Origin of the sequence: Zoogloea sp., assembly GCF_017302315.1 — a bacterium.
Lineage (GTDB): Bacteria > Pseudomonadota > Gammaproteobacteria > Burkholderiales > Rhodocyclaceae > Zoogloea.
Map to the genome: position 1 here is coordinate 25,443 of NZ_JAFLDT010000036.1, position 14,261 is coordinate 39,703.

Genomic DNA, 14,261 nt, shown 5'->3' on the forward strand with positions numbered 1-14,261 from the left:
GTTGTATTACTCAATGGCCGAGGCCGACTTGGCCTGCTGGCGCAGCACGAACTTCTGGATCTTTCCGGTGGAAGTCTTGGGCAACACGCAGAACTCCACGTGCTTGGGCACCTTGTAACGGGCCAGGTGCTCACGGCAGTGGGCGATGATGTCCTCCACCGTCACCTTGGCGTCTTCCTTGATCTCAATGTAGGCGGCCGGCACCTCGCCCCATTTCTCGTCGGGCCTGGCCACCACGGCGGCGGTCATCACGGCGGGGTGGCGGTACAGCACGTCTTCCACTTCGAGGGACGAGATGTTCTCGCCGCCGGAGATGATCACGTCCTTGGAGCGGTCTCTGATCTTCACGTAGCCGTCCGGATGCAGCACCGCCAGGTCGCCGGTGTGGAACCAGCCGCCGGCAAAGGCTTCCTCGGTGGCCTTCTCGTTCTTCAGGTAGCCCTTCATCACCAGGTTGCCGCGGAACATGATCTCGCCCATGGTCTCGCCGTCGGCGGGCACGGGCTCCATGGTCTGCGGGTCGAGCACGGTGATGGCTTCCTGCATGTGGTAGCGCACCCCCTGACGGCCGTTGCGTTCGGCGCGTTGGGCGATGGGCAGGGCGTCCCATTCGGGGTGCTTGGCGCACACCGAGGCCGGGCCGTAGGTCTCGGTCAGGCCATACACATGGGTGATGTCGAAGCCGATGCGCTCCATGCCTTCGATGATGGCGGCGGGGGGCGCGGCGCCGGCGATGAGGGCCGAGACTTTGTGCGCAATGCCGGCACGCATGCCTTCCGGGGCGTTGATGAGCATGCCGTGCACGATGGGGGCACCGCAGAAGTGGCTCACCTTGTGCTCACGGATCAGCTCGTAGATCAGGGCCACGTCCACCTTGCGCAGGCACACATTGACGCCGGCGTTGGCGGCCAGGGTCCAGGCGAAGCACCAGCCGTTGCAGTGGAACAGGGGCAGGGTCCAGAGATAGACCGCATGCTGGGGCATGCCCCAGCTGATGATGTTGGAGGCCGAATTGAGGTAGGCGCCCCGGTGGTGGAAGACCACACCCTTGGGGTTGCCCGTGGTGCCCGAGGTGTAGTTGAGGGCGATGGCATCCCACTCGTCGGCGGGCAGGGACCACTTGAACTCAGGGTCGGCCTTGGCCAGGAAATCCTCGTATTCGATTTCGCCCAGGCAGGTGGTGCCGGGGTACTCTGCGTCCAGGGCGTCGATCACCAGGGGCTTCGGCCCTTCCAGCAGTTCCAGCGCCGGGGCGATGATGGCGGCGAACTCGGGGTCGGTGATCAGCACCTTGGCCTCGCCATGGCTGAGCATGAAGGCGATGGCCTCCGGGTCGAGGCGGGTATTGAGGGTGTTGAGCACGGCGCCGGTCATGGGCACACCAAAGTGGGCTTCGACCATGGCCGGCACATTGGGCAGCATCACCGCCACGGTGTCACCGCGGCCGATGCCACGGGATGCCAGGGCACTGGCCAGACGACGGCAGCGGGCGTAGGTTTCACGCCAGGTGAAGCGGCGCGCGCCGTGGATCACCGAGGGGCGGTCGGGATAGATCTGCGCGGTGCGCTCGAGAAAGGACAGCGGCGACAGCGGGACGTGGTTGGCAGCACACTTGTCCAGCCCGCGATCATACGGGTTGTTCGACACCTTCTTCTCCTCCTGACTTTTGACGCCACGACTTTGTTGAGGCGGTGGCTCTGGGGCCTTCCCCTTTGGGGCGTCCGTGACGGACTGCCGGGGATCGGGGCGAAGATTCGCAGACAAAGTTGTCGGAACTTTCGTCAAAATGTACTGAATCTTGTCGGCCCCCTTGCGGTGGCCGGGCAGTGGCTAGAATCAGCAGCAGGCAATGCGTCTGCGGAGCGGCGATGAACGGTCACCAACAATCAGCATGCGGGACAGTCGGGGAGGCCGATCTGTCCTCAGAACGGCGCTACCAGGAAATGCTGGGGGCCGGGCTGGACCTGCTCGACCAGGGCGTCACCGTGTTCGATGCCGACCTGCGCATGGTGGCGTGGAACACCGCCTTCCTGCGTCTGCTGGATTTTCCCGAGGGGCTGGCCCGGCCGGGGGTGTCCTTCGAGGCGTTCATCCGCTACAACGCCGAGCGCGGCGACTATGGCCCGGGAGACCCGGCCCAGCAGGTCGCCGAACGGGTGGCCCGGGCGAGGAGCTTCGAGCCCCATGTCACCGAGCGCATCCGTCCCAATGGCCGCATCCTCTCCATTCGTGGCTTTCCGCTGCCTCACCAGGGCTTCATCACCGTCTACACCGACATCACCGACCAGCGCCGCGCGGCCGAGCAGATCGCGCGCCATCAGGCGGAGCTTGAGGAGCACATCGAGTCCCGCACCGAGGCCCTGACCCGGGCCAACGAGGAGCTGACGGCCGCCATCGAAAGCAACAAGGCCATCACCCAGGCCCTGCGCCGCAGCGAGCAGCGCCTGCGCGAGATCACCGATGCCATCCCCGCCGCCGTCGCCTACTTCGACCGGGAATGGGCCTACCGCTACGCCAACAAGGGCTATGCCGAATGGTTCGGCTGGTCGGCCGATCAGGTGGAAGGGCGCAAGATCCAGGACGTGGTCGGGCAGGAGGTCTTCGACGTGGTGCAGCCCTATGTGGCCCGGGCCCTGGCGGGCGAGCGGGTCACTTACGAATACCAGCTCACCGGGCGCGACGGCAATCCCGCCCGCGCCCGCAGCACCCTGGTACCCGACATCGCCCCCGACGGTACCGTGCTGGGCGGCTACGTGCATTCGGTGGATGTCACCGAGCAGCGCCGCACCCAGGCCGCCCTGGCCCAGGCCCAGAAGATGGAGGCCATCGGCCAGCTCACCGGCGGCCTCGCCCACGACTTCAACAACATGCTTACGGTGGTCATCGGCAATCTGGTGGCGCTCAAGGAAAATCACCCCGACGACCCCCTTACCGAGAACTTCGTCGAACCGGCCATGCACGCCGCCAACCGGGGCGCCGAGCTGATCCGCCGTCTGCTGGGCTTTGCCCGGCGCCAGCCCCTGGAGCCGAAGCCGGTGGAGGTCAATGAACTGATCCTCGGCATGTCAAAGCTCATCCGCCGCTCCCTGCCCAGCACCATCGCCGTCAGTACGGCCAGCCGCGAGCCCTGCCTGGTGGCCATGGTGGATGCCCACCAGCTCGAGAACGCCCTGCTCAACCTCGCCCTCAACGCCCGCGACGCCATGCCCAACGGCGGCGAGCTGCGCATCGAATCCTCCCTCGAACACCTCAACATCCACGCGGCGGCCGATCTTGAAGTGCCCCCCGGCGACTACGTCCAGATCGCCGTCACCGACAACGGCATGGGGATGGACGGCAGCACCCTGGCGCGGGTCTTCGAGCCCTTCTTCACCACCAAGCAGTTCGGCATGGGCAGCGGCCTCGGCATGTCCATGGTGTATGGTTTCACCAAGCAGTCGGGGGGCGGCGTGCGCATCCGCAGCCGCCAGGCCCGGGGGACCACGGTGGCCCTGCTCCTGCCGCGGGTCGACGAAGCCCAGCCGGAAGCCGCCCTGCCGGCCGGCCGCGAGGTGGACGCTGCCGACTTGGCCGGCAAGCTGGTGCTGCTGGCCGAGGACGATGCCGATGTGCGCAGCGTGGTACGCATGCAACTGGCCGAGCTCGGCTGCGCCGTGGTCGAGGCCGAAAACGGGGCCGAAGCCGCCGACATGGTCGAGAACATCCCGGCCATTGCCCTGGTCATTTCCGACGTGGTGATGCCCGGCGTGATGGACGGGCGGGCCCTGGCACGTTTCGTCAAGCGCTTCCGCCCGGATCTGCCCATGGTCTTGATGAGCGGCTTTGCCGAGTCCGGATTCCACGCCGGCGGACTCGACCCGGACCCCGGTCCGCCGCTGCTGGCCAAGCCCTTCTCCCGGGACAAGCTGCTGGCGGCCCTGCGCCCGCTCGGCGCTTGAGGGAATCCAAGCCGCCATGCCGAGCACCCGCAGCCCCGAACTCATCTACGTGGTCGAAGACGAAGCGGCCATCGCCCGCCTCATCGCCGACACCCTGGAAAAATTCGGCTATCGGGCGGAGCTGTTCCGCACCGCCGAAGCCTTCTTCCATGGTCTGCGTCACCGCGCCCCCGACTTGGTCGTCCTTGATCTGGGCCTGCCCGACATGGACGGCATGGCGGTGCTCCAGCGGATGCGCGGCAAGCACTCCTGCGGCCTGCTGGTGGTGACCGGCCGTGGCGACGTCTACGACCGGGTGATGGGCCTCGAGTTGGGGGCCGATGATTACGTGGTGAAGCCCTTCGAGCCCCGCGAGCTTATCGCCAGGGTGCGCAGCATCCTGCGCCGATACCCGGGGCCGGTGGTGCTGCCCGCCGATCCGGCTCAGCGCATCGCCGAATTTGCCGGCTGGCGTTTCGAGCCGGGCAGCAACACCCTCATCAACCCCTCGGGTCAGCAGGAAACCCTCAGCACCGCCGAAGCCCAGCTCCTGTCGGTGCTGCTGGCCCATCCCAACCACATCCTCACCCGCGAGCAGCTATTGGGCGGGCGCGATGTCTCGGCCCTGGACCGCAGCATCGACCTGCGCATCTCCCGCCTGCGCCGGCGCTTCGAGGAAAACCCCCAGCACGCCAAGCTCATCAAGACGGTGTACGGCGCCGGCTACCTGCTGGCGGCCACGGTCACCTGGTCCTGACCGGCACCACATCCACGGTGCGGGCAGCGTCGGCGTAACCCCGCCGCAGGGCCTCCGGCAGCATGCGCACCAGCCAGGCCACCAGCAGCGGGATCAGCACCAGATCGTCCACTAGGCCGATCACCGGCAGCACGTCTGGAATCAGGTCGATGGGCGAAAACAAGTACACGGCAATCATCGCCACCGCCGGCCGCAGCCAGGCCGGCCGGGCCGGGTGACGCAGGGCGTACCACAGAATGGCGGCATCCTTGCGGATCAGGGCATAGAGGGCGGCAAACTTCTTGAACATGGCGCTGGTCTCCCGGGGTGGGTAAAGGACAGCGACTCAGATGGACGCACGCAGCCAAAAGTGCCCGCGGGTTTTGTAAGCATGCGTTTCACCTGGGAAGGGTGCGGCAAAGGGTCGCAGTCTGTCGCGCCGGGGCGCATCGGACACCCGCTCCGCGTTAAGCTGCTGCCCGTTCAACACAAGGAGTCTGTCATGAGCATTGCCTACAAATTCGCCGGGCTGGCCCTGGTCAGCCTGTTGTCTGCCGGTGTCTCGGCCGCCGATCTGGAAATCAAGGACCCGTGGGTGCGCGGCACCGTTCCCGCCCAGAAGGCCACCGGCGCCTTCATGCAGCTCAACAGCAAGGCCGGCGTCACCCTCGTCGGCGCGGCCAGCCCGGCCGCCAACGTGGTCGAGCTGCACGAGATGGTCATGGACAACAACGTGATGAAGATGCGCGCCCTGCCGCGCCTCGAGGTACAGGCCGGCAAGACCCTGGAGCTCAAGCCCGGCAGCTACCACGTCATGCTCATCGACCTGAAGAAGCCCCTGAGCAAGGGCGAAGTGGTGCCCATCACCCTCAAGGTGGAAGGCAAGGACAAGAAGGTTGAGAACGTCGAACTGAAGGCCGACGTGCGCGACCTGACCGCTGCCGCGCCGATGGACCACAAACACCAGCATTGACGCCCGGCGGGAGCCCTGGCTCCCCTGGCATCGGGCATGACATCACATCAGGAGCTCGTCCCGTCCGGCGGTGCCGGCGGGGAGTCTCCTTGTGTGGGGCCAATTCATCCCGGTTTCCTCCGGTTCTGAAAACCAGAGGCAGACCACAGCCCTCTCTGTCACCCATCCAGCAAGGCTTCTGACGCCGGTTCAGCACGCTTGCGCGGCCGTCCCGATTTTCCCGGCACTGCCCTGCGGCCAACGACCGCCTCGATCTCCCTGGCAAAGCGCTCGTCGCCCAGCACAAAGTTGCCATTCGTGGCTCGCCGAATCTGATCCACCAGTCCGGGCTCCAGTTCGTGCCGGAACAGCTCCCGATAAGCCGCCTGCCGCCGTTCATCGAGATTTCGCATCGGAGTCGCTATCGTGCGAGCGTGGCTTAGCTTAGTGCCATTCTGGCCTGTCCCCGGTTTTTCCGTGTCTCCCCAATTTTTCGTTGCTGACTTACACCGTCTTCCCTCCGGCGCCGTGGCGAGACGGTGTATTCTTACCAAACTTTGATCGATGTTTTGAGGGTACGACGATGACTGCCACCGCCACGCTGTCGAGCAAATTCCAGATCTCCATCCCGAAAGCCGTGCGGGAGGAACAGCACTGGGAGGCAGGACAGGAGTTCGTCTTCATTCCCAAGGGCAAGGGCGTGCTGGTGATGCCCGTACCCGAGCTGAATCAGCTGGCCGGTATCGCCAAGGGCGCGTGCAAGGACGACTACCGCGACCGCAAGGACCGCTTTTGATGGCAGCGCCCTGTGTGGTCGACACGTCAGCCTGGATCGAATGGCTGACCGCCAGCCCGCTGGGCCAGAAGATCGGGAAGCAGTTCCCCGACAAGGCGCAGTGCATCGTGCCCACCATCGTGCAACTCGAACTGTCGAAGTGGCTGGTGCGCGAAGCGGGCGAGGACGAAGCCGACCAGATGATCGCCTACACACAGAAGTGTGTCGTCGTGCCGCTGGACACGACCATCGCCTTGCTGGCGGCCGATTTGCACCGGGAGCACAAGCTGGCCACCGCGGATGCCATCGTCTACGCGACGGCTCGGCGCGTGGGCGCCGGGCTGTTGACCTGCGATGCACATTTCGAGGGGCTGCCTGACGTGGCGCTGTTTCCGAAGTCGGCGTGAGACCTGAAAACTGGGGGCAGATTGCAGCCCCCGCTGTCACCCATCAAGAAAGGCTTCTGATGGCGGTTCAGCGTACTTGCGCGGTCGTCCCGACTTTCCCGGCACTGCCCGGCGGCCAATGACCACCTCGATCTTCTTGGCAAAGCGCTCGTCGCCCAGCACGAAGTTGCCATTCGTTGCTCGCCGAATCTGATCCACCAGTCCGGGCTCCAGCTCGTGCCGGAACAGCTCCCAATACGCCGCTTGCCGCTGTTCCGCATCCTGTCCCAATGCTGAATAGAGACTGCATTAAACTGTGGGCTGTCCCCGATTTCATCATTATTTGGGAAGATAAGGAAGGCGAATCATCCGCAGACGACCCGGGCAGGTCAGGGCTGCTATGTTATGGTTCAAGCCATGTACTCACGCCGATTTGACCGCCCTGTCATCTTCACTCGCCATGCCCGTTTGCGCATGGATGAACGCAACATCAGCGAAGAGGAATTGCTGGTAGTGATCGATACCGGGGAAACGCGCTACAAGGATGCATCCCACCTATGGGCGTTCAAGCACATTGCCGGTCGCGCTGACAATCTTCTTTGTGCGGTGCTGGTGCTGGAGGATTCGGTGGTGGTCAAGACCGTGATGCATCACTTCAGCCTGGAGGCTTAGCCATGAGAACCACGTATTACGATGACGACGATATTCTCGTGATTCGTCTGAGTGACAAACCGATTGCTCGCGAGGTGTCGCAAGACTGGAATACCCACGTCAGTTACGCGGCCGACGGAACCGCCGTGGAGGTGGTTGTCCTGGATGCGCGTGCAAGCGGGGCGTTGCCCGTGGAGGTCGCTCACGGCCGGGCAGCGTGATGGCGCCGCGGTGGATCGGGCCCATTACCAAGCCGGGGTGACGTGACAGGGGGAGAGGGCCGGAAGGGGTGTAGCAGTAAAGTGTGGTCTGTCCCCTGTTGTCCAGATCACCCCTCATGAGCGAGGGCGTGAGATCACACAGTAGATCGTGCGGTGGCGGAGAGCGGATTCTCCGCGGAGCGGCTTCGTCCAACATTCCGCTCCATCCGTCTGTCAAAAAGCTACGCTTTTTGCCGTCGGCTGAGCTTTCACGTTGGACGAAAAACCATGGCGCTGTTCGAGTGTTGAGGACGCGATGAATTGTTTCGTAATAATGCCGTTTGCAGAAGACTTCGATGACGTCTACGGAGCCATCAAGCAGGCTGTCGAGTCAGCAATCGAACAACAGCGAACAACAGGGAACAGACCACTGTTTCCCGTTTCCTGATTCAAGCCCCCTCCGTACCCATGAAGCAGCCCCGTGGGGTCTTGTAACGGAGCCCCAACTCTCCGCTGAGTTCGCGTCTGATGTTGATCTACGCCGCCTTGTGCCGTGACACATACTCGCGCAAGGCTTCGTCCATGCGGGTTTGCCAGCCTGCTCCGGTGGCGCGGAAATAAGCCAGCAACTCCGGGCTGTATCGCACCGTGACCTGCTCTTTTGTCGGATTTTTGTTTGGTCCGCGAGTATGACGTTCGGCGACGATCTTGCGTAGCTCGGCTGCCGAATGAGTGACAAATGCACTATCCCAATCCGTCGGCTCGGTTGCCGGAGCATCACCTGTAGATGCGTGTCCACGTTTCGCGTTCATGTTTTTCCGCCTTTTTGCCCGCCGAAAACCAACCGAGGCCATTCGTTGCCGCGCGGCGTTCAGACAACGGACAGCAATTTTCCTGCAAATACAAAGCTCACCGCAGCCCCTGCTGCTCCGCCAGCTTCTCCTCGATCCGGCTCACCGCCCGCTGCAGTGCGGGCAGGTAGCGTCTCTCCGCCTCCCGGGGCGTGACCATGCGGTTCAGGTACACGATGTTGATCGCCCCCAGCGGACGCTGATTCAGCATGATCGGCAGGGCGATCGCGCCGACCTTGCGCTGGGATGTCCACTCCCCGTCGTTGCTGCCGTAGCCCTGTTCGCGGGTACGCCCCAGCACGTTGGCCACAAAGCGTTCGTCCGCCGCCAGGCGGGCCTGGTCGTCGTCGCCGGTGCGCACCAGTTGCAGGATTTCCTCCCGCTGATCGTCCGGGCAGGCGGCCAGGAAGGCGCGGCCGGCGGCGGTCAGCAGCATGGGCATGGTCTGGCCCACCATGGCGCGGTGGAAGGACAGGGGGCTGAAGCGGTGGGTGGATTCGCGGATGACCAGGTGGGCGCCCTGGGGGGTGGTCAGGTCCGATGGCCACACCACTGCCTGGAGCAATTCCGATAGCGCTGGCGCGACGATGCCGGAGATCCAGTCGTCATCCCGGAAGCCTTCCGCCAGGGAGCGCACCCGCAAGGCCAGGCAATAGCTGTCGTCCGAATCACTGCGCCGCACATAGCCTTCGGCAATCAGGGTCTCCAGCAGGCGGCGCACCGTGGTGCGATGCAGGCCGGTGACTTCGGCGAGCTGGCCGAGGCTTGAACGGCCGCCTTCCTGCACGTTGATCGCCCGCAGCAGGTCCAGCCCGCGGGTCAGGCCGCGTACCAGGGCGTAGTCCGATCCGGTGTTTTTGCGTGGCAATTTATCGTTTTAAATCAGTGTTGTGCATCTGGTGGACGTTTCGATTTTATTTTTTGCCCGGCGCGGCCGCAACCCTAGAATCCGCTCAACAAGTTTCTCATAACGTAATTTTCGGCGCCGGCCCTTCGCGTTCTCCGCGGTGGGTTCCCCCAGGCGAACCGGGAACACCAGGAGACATTCATGAGCGAAAACCAGCGCCTCGACGCGGACGTCATCGTCGTCGGAGCCGGCCCGGTCGGGCTGACCATTGCCAACACCCTCGGTTTGCACGGCATCAGCGTGATGCTCCTCGAAAAGGGCGACGCCCTGATCGACTACCCCCGTGCCGTCGGCATGGACGACGAGTGCCTGCGCAGCATCCAGGGCATCGGCCTGGTCGAGCAGGTGCAGCAGCACCTGACCCCCTATCACTGGATGCGCTTCGTCAATGCCAGCGGCCGGGTGTATGCCTCCATCGAGCCGCGCACCGACGAGTTCGGCTGGTCCCGGCGCAACGCCTTCAACCAGCCCGCCGTGGATGTGGAACTGCTCAATGGCCTGAAGCGTTTCCCGAATGCCTCCGTGTTTCTGTCGTCGGAGCTCGAATCCTTCGAGCAGGACAAGGACGGCGTGACCCTGAAGATCAAGCAGGCCGGCAGCCCCAAGACCTTGCGTTGCCGCTATCTCGTCGGCGCCGATGGTGGCCGCAGCGTGGTGCGCACCCAGTTGGGCGTCGGCTTCGGCGGCTTCACCGACACCTCCCAGTGGCTGGTGGTGGACATCCGCAACGATCCCCTCGGCGTGCCCTACATCTATATGCACTCCGACCCCAAGCGCCCCTACGTGTCGGTGGCCCTGCCCGATGGCGTGCGCCGCTTCGAGTTCATGGTGTGGGAAGGCGAGACCGAGGAGCAGATCACCGCCCCGGCGCGCATGGCCGAGCTGCTGGGCAAGGTGCTGCCCCCCGGCACCGACATCAACAAGCTCGACTTCATCCGCAAGCGCGTCTACACCCACAACGCCCGCATCGCCGACCGCTGGAAGGTGGGCCGCGTGATGCTCTCCGGCGATGCGGCCCACATCATGCCCGTGTGGCAGGGCCAGGGTTACAACACCGGCATGCGCGACGCCACCAACCTGGCCTGGAAGCTGGCCTACGTGGTCAAGGGCCTGGCCTCCGACACCCTGCTCGAGACCTACAACATCGAGCGCCCGCCCCACGCCAAGGCCATGATCGACCTGTCGGTGGCGGCCGGGCGCATCTTCTACCCGCGCAACGTCTTCAAGGCCGCCGTGCGCGACGTGAGCACCTGGCTGCTCAACCAGATCCCGGCGGTGAAGCGCTACTTCAGCGAGATGCGCTACAAGCCCATGCCCTTCTATTCGGAAGGTCTGGTGGTGCACGAGAAAACGCCGCGCAAGAACTCCCCGGTCGGCCGCCTCTTCATCCAGCCCCGGGTGCGCACCCAGGCCGGTGAGGTGAAGCTGCTGGACGACGTGATCGGCACGGGCTTTGCCCTGCTGGCCTGGGGCGCCGACCCCAACTACTGGCTCACCCCCCGCAGCAAGGCCATCCTGGCTGCCATGAATGCCCGCATCCTCACCGTCAAGCCGGTGGTGCAGATGCAGCGCCGGGTGGACGTGACCGACCAGACCGAAGTCATCGGCGACGAGCAGCTGCGTCTCAAGGACTGGTTTGGCGAGCACCCCGGTTCCATCGTCGTGCTGCGCCCCGACCGCTTTGTCGCCGGCATCGCCTTCCCGGTGGAAATCAACGAACTGCTCGAAGCCGTGGCCGGCAAGATGGGCCTCAACGTGGACGCCACGCGCCGCCCGGCCGCTACCCTGCAGGAGGCCGCATGAGCTTTCTGCTGCAGTGCCTCTCCCACACGCCCCTGAAAGGCTACGTGGACCCGCTGCCGGACGTGGTCGAGGAGGCCGGCCGCGTCATTGCCACCCTGCGCGCCGAAGTGGAGGCCTTTGATCCGGAGATCGTCTTTCTCTTTGCCCCGGACCACTACAACGGCTTCTTCCTGGATGCCATGCCCCAGCTCTGCATCGGCACCTCGGCCACCTCGGTGGGCGACTACATGACCTCACCGGGCCCGCTGGACGTGCCCCGGGACATCGCCGAAGCCTGCACCCAGCACGTGGTGGCGGCCGACATCGACCTGGCCATCTCCTACCGCATGCAGGTGGATCATGGCTTCGCCCAGCCCCTGGAGGAGATCTGCGGCAGCCTCGCCCGCTACCCGGTGATCCCCCTCTTCATCAACAGCGTGGCGCCGCCGGTGATCAGCTTCCGCCGGGCGCGCCAGTTTGGCGAGGCGGTGGGCGAGTTTGCCCGCAAGCTGGGCAAGCGTACCCTGATCATCGGTTCCGGCGGCCTCTCCCACAACCCGCCGGTGCCGCAGATCGCCACCGCCGTGCCGGAAGTGGCCGAACGCCTGATCGCCGGCCGCAACCCCACCCCCGATGCCCGCGCCGCCCGCCAGCAGCGCACCATCGACGCCGCCACCGTCTTTGCCACCGGCGACAGCCCCCTGCACCCCCTCAACCCCCAGTGGGACGAAGCCTTCATGGCCAACCTGGCCCGTCAGGACTGGGCCGCTCTCGACGCCTACGGCAACGCCGCCATCACCGCGGCGGCCGGCGCCTCGGCCCACGAAGTGAAGACCTGGGTGGCCGCCAACGCAGCCATGAACGCCGCCACCGGCGGGCACTACCAGGTGCAGTCCCGCTATTACCGGGCGATCCCGGAATGGATCGCCGGCTTTGCTGCCCTGACCGGCGTCACCGCGTAAGCGGCAAGCGTCATCTGACTACAAATATCCAACAGAGGAGACAAACCATGAAATCCCGCAACCTGATCGCCCTGAGCATCGCCGCCCTCGTGGCCACCCCGGCCCTGGCCGACATCAACGTGGGCGTCATCGCCTCCCTCACCGGCCCGGCCGCCGCCCTGGGTGCCGAAACTAAGAAGGCCGTGGCCCTCTTCCCCACCACCGTGGGCGGCGAGAAGATCAACTTCATCGTCCTCGATGACGGCACCGACCCCACCAACGCGGTCAAGAACGTGCGCAAGCTGATCTCCGAAGACAAGGTGGACGCCATCCTCGGCCCCAACCTGATCAGCACCGCCGTGGCCATGGCCGATGTGGCCAATGCCGAGAAGACTCCGATGATCTCCGTCGCGCCCCTGGATGTGTCCGGCGACAAGCGCGGCTACATCTTCCGCAGCGAGCCCTCCGCCGACCTGATGGTCAACCGCATCGTCGCCGACATGGTCGAAGGCGGCGCCAAGACCGTGGGCTTCATCGGCTTCTCCGACTCCTGGGGTGAGCTGCTGCTGAAGGCCCTCACCAAGGCCACCGAAGGCAAGATCAAGATCGTCGCCACCGAGCGCTACGGCCGCGCCGACCCCAGCGTGCAGGCCCAGGTGCTGAAGGTCATGTCGGCCAAGCCCGACGTGGTCTTCGTCGGCGCCTCCGGCACCCCCGCCGCCATGCCCCAGATCACCCTGCGCGAGCGCGGCTACAAGGGCAAGATCTATCAATCCCACGGCGTCACCAGCAAGGAGTTCCTGCGGGTCGGCGGCAAGTTCGTCGAAGGCGCGCTGATCCCCGTGGGCCCGGTGCTGGTGGCCGAACAGCTGCCCGACAGCCACCCCACCAAGAAGAACGGCGTCGCCTTCGTGAAGGAACTCGAAGCCAAGAACGGCCCCGACTCCCGCTCCACCTTCGCCGGCGCCTCCTGGGATGCCTGGCAGCTGCTGCAGAACGCCATCGTCACTGCCCAGAAGGCCAAGGTTAAATCCGGCACCCCGGAGTTCCGCAACGCCCTGCGTGACGGCATCGAGAAGACCAGCAAGCTGGTGGGCACCAACGGCGTCTACACCATGGGCGCCAACGACCACGCCGGCTACGACGCCAGCGCCATCGTGCTGATCAAGGTCGAGAACAACCACTGGAAACTGGTGAAGTGATGAACGACGCATCCCTGCTCGGCACGGATGCCGCGGCGGCGCTGCTCAAGGCAGCGGCCGCCGGCGGCCACACCATCGCCCCCCTGCGTGATCGCCTGCGCCACGCCGACCAGGACGGTGCCTACTCCGTCCAGGAAGCCAACACCCGCGCCTGGCTGGCCGAAGGCCGCCGCCTGGTGGGGCGCAAGATCGGCCTCACCTCCCTGGCCGTGCAGGCCCAGCTGGGGGTCGATCAGCCCGACTTCGGCATGCTGTTTGCCGACATGGCGGTGGGCGACGGTGAGCCGGTGGCCCTCGGTCGCCTGATCCAGCCCAAGGTCGAGGCCGAGGTGGCCTTGGTCATCGGCCGCGACCTGACCCACGAGCGCCACACCTACGCCGACCTCATCCGCGCCACCGAGTACGTGCTGCCGGCCATCGAGATCGTCGACAGCCGTATCGAGAACTGGAACATCCGCTTCGTCGATACCGTGGCCGACAACGCCTCCAGCGGCCTCTTCGTGCTCGGCGGCCAGCCGCGCCGGTTGCAGGACGTGGACCTCACCGCCTGCGCCATGGAAATGCGCCGGGGCGAGGAGGTGGTCTCCCGGGGCAACGGCCGCGCCTGCCTGGGCAGCCCCCTCAACGCCGCCGTGTGGCTGGCCGACGTGATGGTGCGCTGCGGCCGCCCCCTGCTGGCCGGCGACATCGTGCTCACCGGCGCCCTCGGCCCCATGGTCAGCGTCCGGCCGGGCGAGCGCTTCGATGTCAGCGTCGAAGGCCTCGGCCAGGTCAGCGCCCTGTTCGCCTGAGCCCGTCTCCACCCAACAAGAGAGAATTGCCATGACCAAGAAAATCAAATGCGCCCTGATCGGCCCGGGCAACATCGGCACCGACCTGCTGGCCAAGCTGCAGCGTAGCCCGGTGCTGGAGCCGGTGTGGATGGTGGGCATCGACCCCGACTCCGACGGCCTCAAGCGTG

At 65.4% G+C, this 14,261-nt stretch carries 17 protein-coding genes and 1 pseudogene; 12 read left to right on the plus strand and 6 right to left on the minus strand.

Going from position 1 to position 14,261, the window contains the following annotated elements:
• Nucleotides 1–6 precede the first annotated feature (6 nt).
• Entirely contained in the window at nucleotides 7–1,647 is a 1,641-nt protein-coding gene (locus tag J0L98_RS12150; protein ID WP_296412044.1) for an acyl-CoA synthetase, read from the minus strand.
• Between the two features lie 221 nt (nucleotides 1,648–1,868).
• Here J0L98_RS12150 and J0L98_RS12155 point away from each other — a divergent pair, with 221 nt between their 5' ends.
• Complete coding sequence (locus J0L98_RS12155; RefSeq protein ID WP_296412045.1) at nucleotides 1,869–3,938, plus strand: PAS-domain containing protein; 2,070 nt, start codon at nucleotides 1,869–1,871, stop codon at nucleotides 3,936–3,938.
• Nucleotides 3,939–3,954: 16 nt separating this feature from the next.
• On the plus strand, nucleotides 3,955–4,674 hold the full coding sequence (locus J0L98_RS12160; protein ID WP_296412046.1) for a response regulator transcription factor: 720 nt from the start codon (nucleotides 3,955–3,957) through the stop codon (nucleotides 4,672–4,674).
• Here the strand turns inward: J0L98_RS12160 and J0L98_RS12165 are convergent.
• Nucleotides 4,661–4,963, minus strand: coding sequence for a YkvA family protein (locus J0L98_RS12165; protein WP_296412047.1), 303 nt, complete (start codon nucleotides 4,961–4,963; stop codon nucleotides 4,661–4,663). The genes J0L98_RS12160 and J0L98_RS12165 overlap by 14 nt on opposite strands.
• 192 nt (nucleotides 4,964–5,155) lie before the next feature.
• Between J0L98_RS12165 and J0L98_RS12170 the strand changes: the two genes are divergently transcribed.
• Complete coding sequence (locus J0L98_RS12170) at nucleotides 5,156–5,626, plus strand: copper chaperone PCu(A)C (RefSeq protein ID WP_296412048.1); 471 nt, start codon at nucleotides 5,156–5,158, stop codon at nucleotides 5,624–5,626.
• Between the two features lie 158 nt (nucleotides 5,627–5,784).
• On the opposite strand, the gene J0L98_RS12175 is transcribed toward J0L98_RS12170, so the two are convergent.
• Nucleotides 5,785–6,018 (minus strand): hypothetical protein, encoded by a 234-nt coding sequence (locus J0L98_RS12175; protein ID WP_296412049.1) that lies wholly within the window; start codon nucleotides 6,016–6,018, stop codon nucleotides 5,785–5,787.
• A 170-nt stretch (nucleotides 6,019–6,188) separates the two neighbouring features.
• Between J0L98_RS12175 and J0L98_RS12180 the strand changes: the two genes are divergently transcribed.
• On the plus strand, nucleotides 6,189–6,401 hold the full coding sequence (locus J0L98_RS12180) for an AbrB/MazE/SpoVT family DNA-binding domain-containing protein (RefSeq protein ID WP_296412050.1): 213 nt from the start codon (nucleotides 6,189–6,191) through the stop codon (nucleotides 6,399–6,401).
• Complete coding sequence (locus J0L98_RS12185) at nucleotides 6,401–6,787, plus strand: type II toxin-antitoxin system VapC family toxin (protein ID WP_296412051.1); 387 nt, start codon at nucleotides 6,401–6,403, stop codon at nucleotides 6,785–6,787. The genes J0L98_RS12180 and J0L98_RS12185 overlap by 1 nt, the downstream gene beginning before the upstream one ends.
• Nucleotides 6,788–6,823: 36 nt before the next feature.
• On the opposite strand, the gene J0L98_RS12190 is transcribed toward J0L98_RS12185, so the two are convergent.
• Nucleotides 6,824–6,985, minus strand: coding sequence for a hypothetical protein (locus J0L98_RS12190; protein WP_296412052.1), 162 nt, complete (start codon nucleotides 6,983–6,985; stop codon nucleotides 6,824–6,826).
• 198 nt (nucleotides 6,986–7,183) lie between these two features.
• Between J0L98_RS12190 and J0L98_RS12195 the strand changes: the two genes are divergently transcribed.
• Entirely contained in the window at nucleotides 7,184–7,438 is a 255-nt protein-coding gene (locus tag J0L98_RS12195) for a DUF4258 domain-containing protein (protein ID WP_296412053.1), read from the plus strand.
• A gap of 2 nt (nucleotides 7,439–7,440) precedes the next feature.
• The gene (locus J0L98_RS12200; RefSeq protein WP_296412054.1) at nucleotides 7,441–7,638 is read left to right on the plus strand and encodes a DUF2283 domain-containing protein; all 198 of its coding nucleotides are present in this window, start codon (nucleotides 7,441–7,443) and stop codon (nucleotides 7,636–7,638) included.
• 515 nt (nucleotides 7,639–8,153) lie between these two features.
• Here J0L98_RS12200 and J0L98_RS12205 read toward each other — a convergent pair.
• Together J0L98_RS12205 and J0L98_RS12210 are read right to left on the minus strand one after the other, a co-directional pair.
• Entirely contained in the window at nucleotides 8,154–8,429 is a 276-nt protein-coding gene (locus J0L98_RS12205; protein WP_296412055.1) for a BrnA antitoxin family protein, read from the minus strand.
• A 97-nt stretch (nucleotides 8,430–8,526) separates the two neighbouring features.
• On the minus strand, nucleotides 8,527–9,336 hold the full coding sequence (locus J0L98_RS12210; RefSeq protein ID WP_296412056.1) for a DNA-binding transcriptional regulator: 810 nt from the start codon (nucleotides 9,334–9,336) through the stop codon (nucleotides 8,527–8,529).
• 180 nt (nucleotides 9,337–9,516) lie between these two features.
• On the opposite strand from J0L98_RS12210, the gene J0L98_RS12215 reads away from it, so the two are divergent.
• From J0L98_RS12215 to J0L98_RS12235, 5 genes and pseudogenes are all read left to right on the plus strand, one after another.
• Nucleotides 9,517–11,178, plus strand: coding sequence for a bifunctional 3-(3-hydroxy-phenyl)propionate/3-hydroxycinnamic acid hydroxylase (locus J0L98_RS12215; protein ID WP_296412057.1), 1,662 nt, complete (start codon nucleotides 9,517–9,519; stop codon nucleotides 11,176–11,178).
• Entirely contained in the window at nucleotides 11,175–12,119 is a 945-nt protein-coding gene (locus tag J0L98_RS12220; protein WP_296412058.1) for a 3-carboxyethylcatechol 2,3-dioxygenase, read from the plus strand. The genes J0L98_RS12215 and J0L98_RS12220 overlap by 4 nt, the downstream gene beginning before the upstream one ends.
• Before the next feature lie 47 nt (nucleotides 12,120–12,166).
• Nucleotides 12,167–13,300 (plus strand): ABC transporter substrate-binding protein, encoded by a 1,134-nt coding sequence (locus J0L98_RS12225; RefSeq protein WP_296412059.1) that lies wholly within the window; start codon nucleotides 12,167–12,169, stop codon nucleotides 13,298–13,300.
• The gene (mhpD, locus tag J0L98_RS12230; RefSeq protein ID WP_296412060.1) at nucleotides 13,300–14,091 is read left to right on the plus strand and encodes a 2-keto-4-pentenoate hydratase; all 792 of its coding nucleotides are present in this window, start codon (nucleotides 13,300–13,302) and stop codon (nucleotides 14,089–14,091) included. The genes J0L98_RS12225 and mhpD overlap by 1 nt, the downstream gene beginning before the upstream one ends.
• A 31-nt stretch (nucleotides 14,092–14,122) precedes the next feature.
• A pseudogene (locus J0L98_RS12235) lies at nucleotides 14,123–14,261 on the plus strand (acetaldehyde dehydrogenase (acetylating)); the annotation flags it as partial.

What these genes read in the sequence shown, in the direction of transcription:
- J0L98_RS12205 (WP_296412055.1), bottom strand. Translation starts at nt 8,429, where the DNA reads ATGAACGCGAAACGTGGACACGCATCTACAGGTGATGCTCCGGCAACC.
- J0L98_RS12225 (WP_296412059.1), top strand. Translation starts at nt 12,167, where the DNA reads ATGAAATCCCGCAACCTGATCGCCCTGAGCATCGCCGCCCTCGTGGCC.
- J0L98_RS12185 (WP_296412051.1), top strand. Translation starts at nt 6,401, where the DNA reads ATGGCAGCGCCCTGTGTGGTCGACACGTCAGCCTGGATCGAATGGCTG.
- J0L98_RS12195 (WP_296412053.1), top strand. Translation starts at nt 7,184, where the DNA reads ATGTACTCACGCCGATTTGACCGCCCTGTCATCTTCACTCGCCATGCC.
- J0L98_RS12180 (WP_296412050.1), top strand. Translation starts at nt 6,189, where the DNA reads ATGACTGCCACCGCCACGCTGTCGAGCAAATTCCAGATCTCCATCCCG.
- J0L98_RS12200 (WP_296412054.1), top strand. Translation starts at nt 7,441, where the DNA reads ATGAGAACCACGTATTACGATGACGACGATATTCTCGTGATTCGTCTG.
- J0L98_RS12165 (WP_296412047.1), bottom strand. Translation starts at nt 4,963, where the DNA reads ATGTTCAAGAAGTTTGCCGCCCTCTATGCCCTGATCCGCAAGGATGCC.
- J0L98_RS12155 (WP_296412045.1), top strand. Translation starts at nt 1,869, where the DNA reads ATGAACGGTCACCAACAATCAGCATGCGGGACAGTCGGGGAGGCCGAT.
- mhpD (WP_296412060.1), top strand. Translation starts at nt 13,300, where the DNA reads ATGAACGACGCATCCCTGCTCGGCACGGATGCCGCGGCGGCGCTGCTC.
- J0L98_RS12215 (WP_296412057.1), top strand. Translation starts at nt 9,517, where the DNA reads ATGAGCGAAAACCAGCGCCTCGACGCGGACGTCATCGTCGTCGGAGCC.
- J0L98_RS12220 (WP_296412058.1), top strand. Translation starts at nt 11,175, where the DNA reads ATGAGCTTTCTGCTGCAGTGCCTCTCCCACACGCCCCTGAAAGGCTAC.
- J0L98_RS12170 (WP_296412048.1), top strand. Translation starts at nt 5,156, where the DNA reads ATGAGCATTGCCTACAAATTCGCCGGGCTGGCCCTGGTCAGCCTGTTG.
- J0L98_RS12175 (WP_296412049.1), bottom strand. Translation starts at nt 6,018, where the DNA reads ATGCGAAATCTCGATGAACGGCGGCAGGCGGCTTATCGGGAGCTGTTC.
- J0L98_RS12160 (WP_296412046.1), top strand. Translation starts at nt 3,955, where the DNA reads ATGCCGAGCACCCGCAGCCCCGAACTCATCTACGTGGTCGAAGACGAA.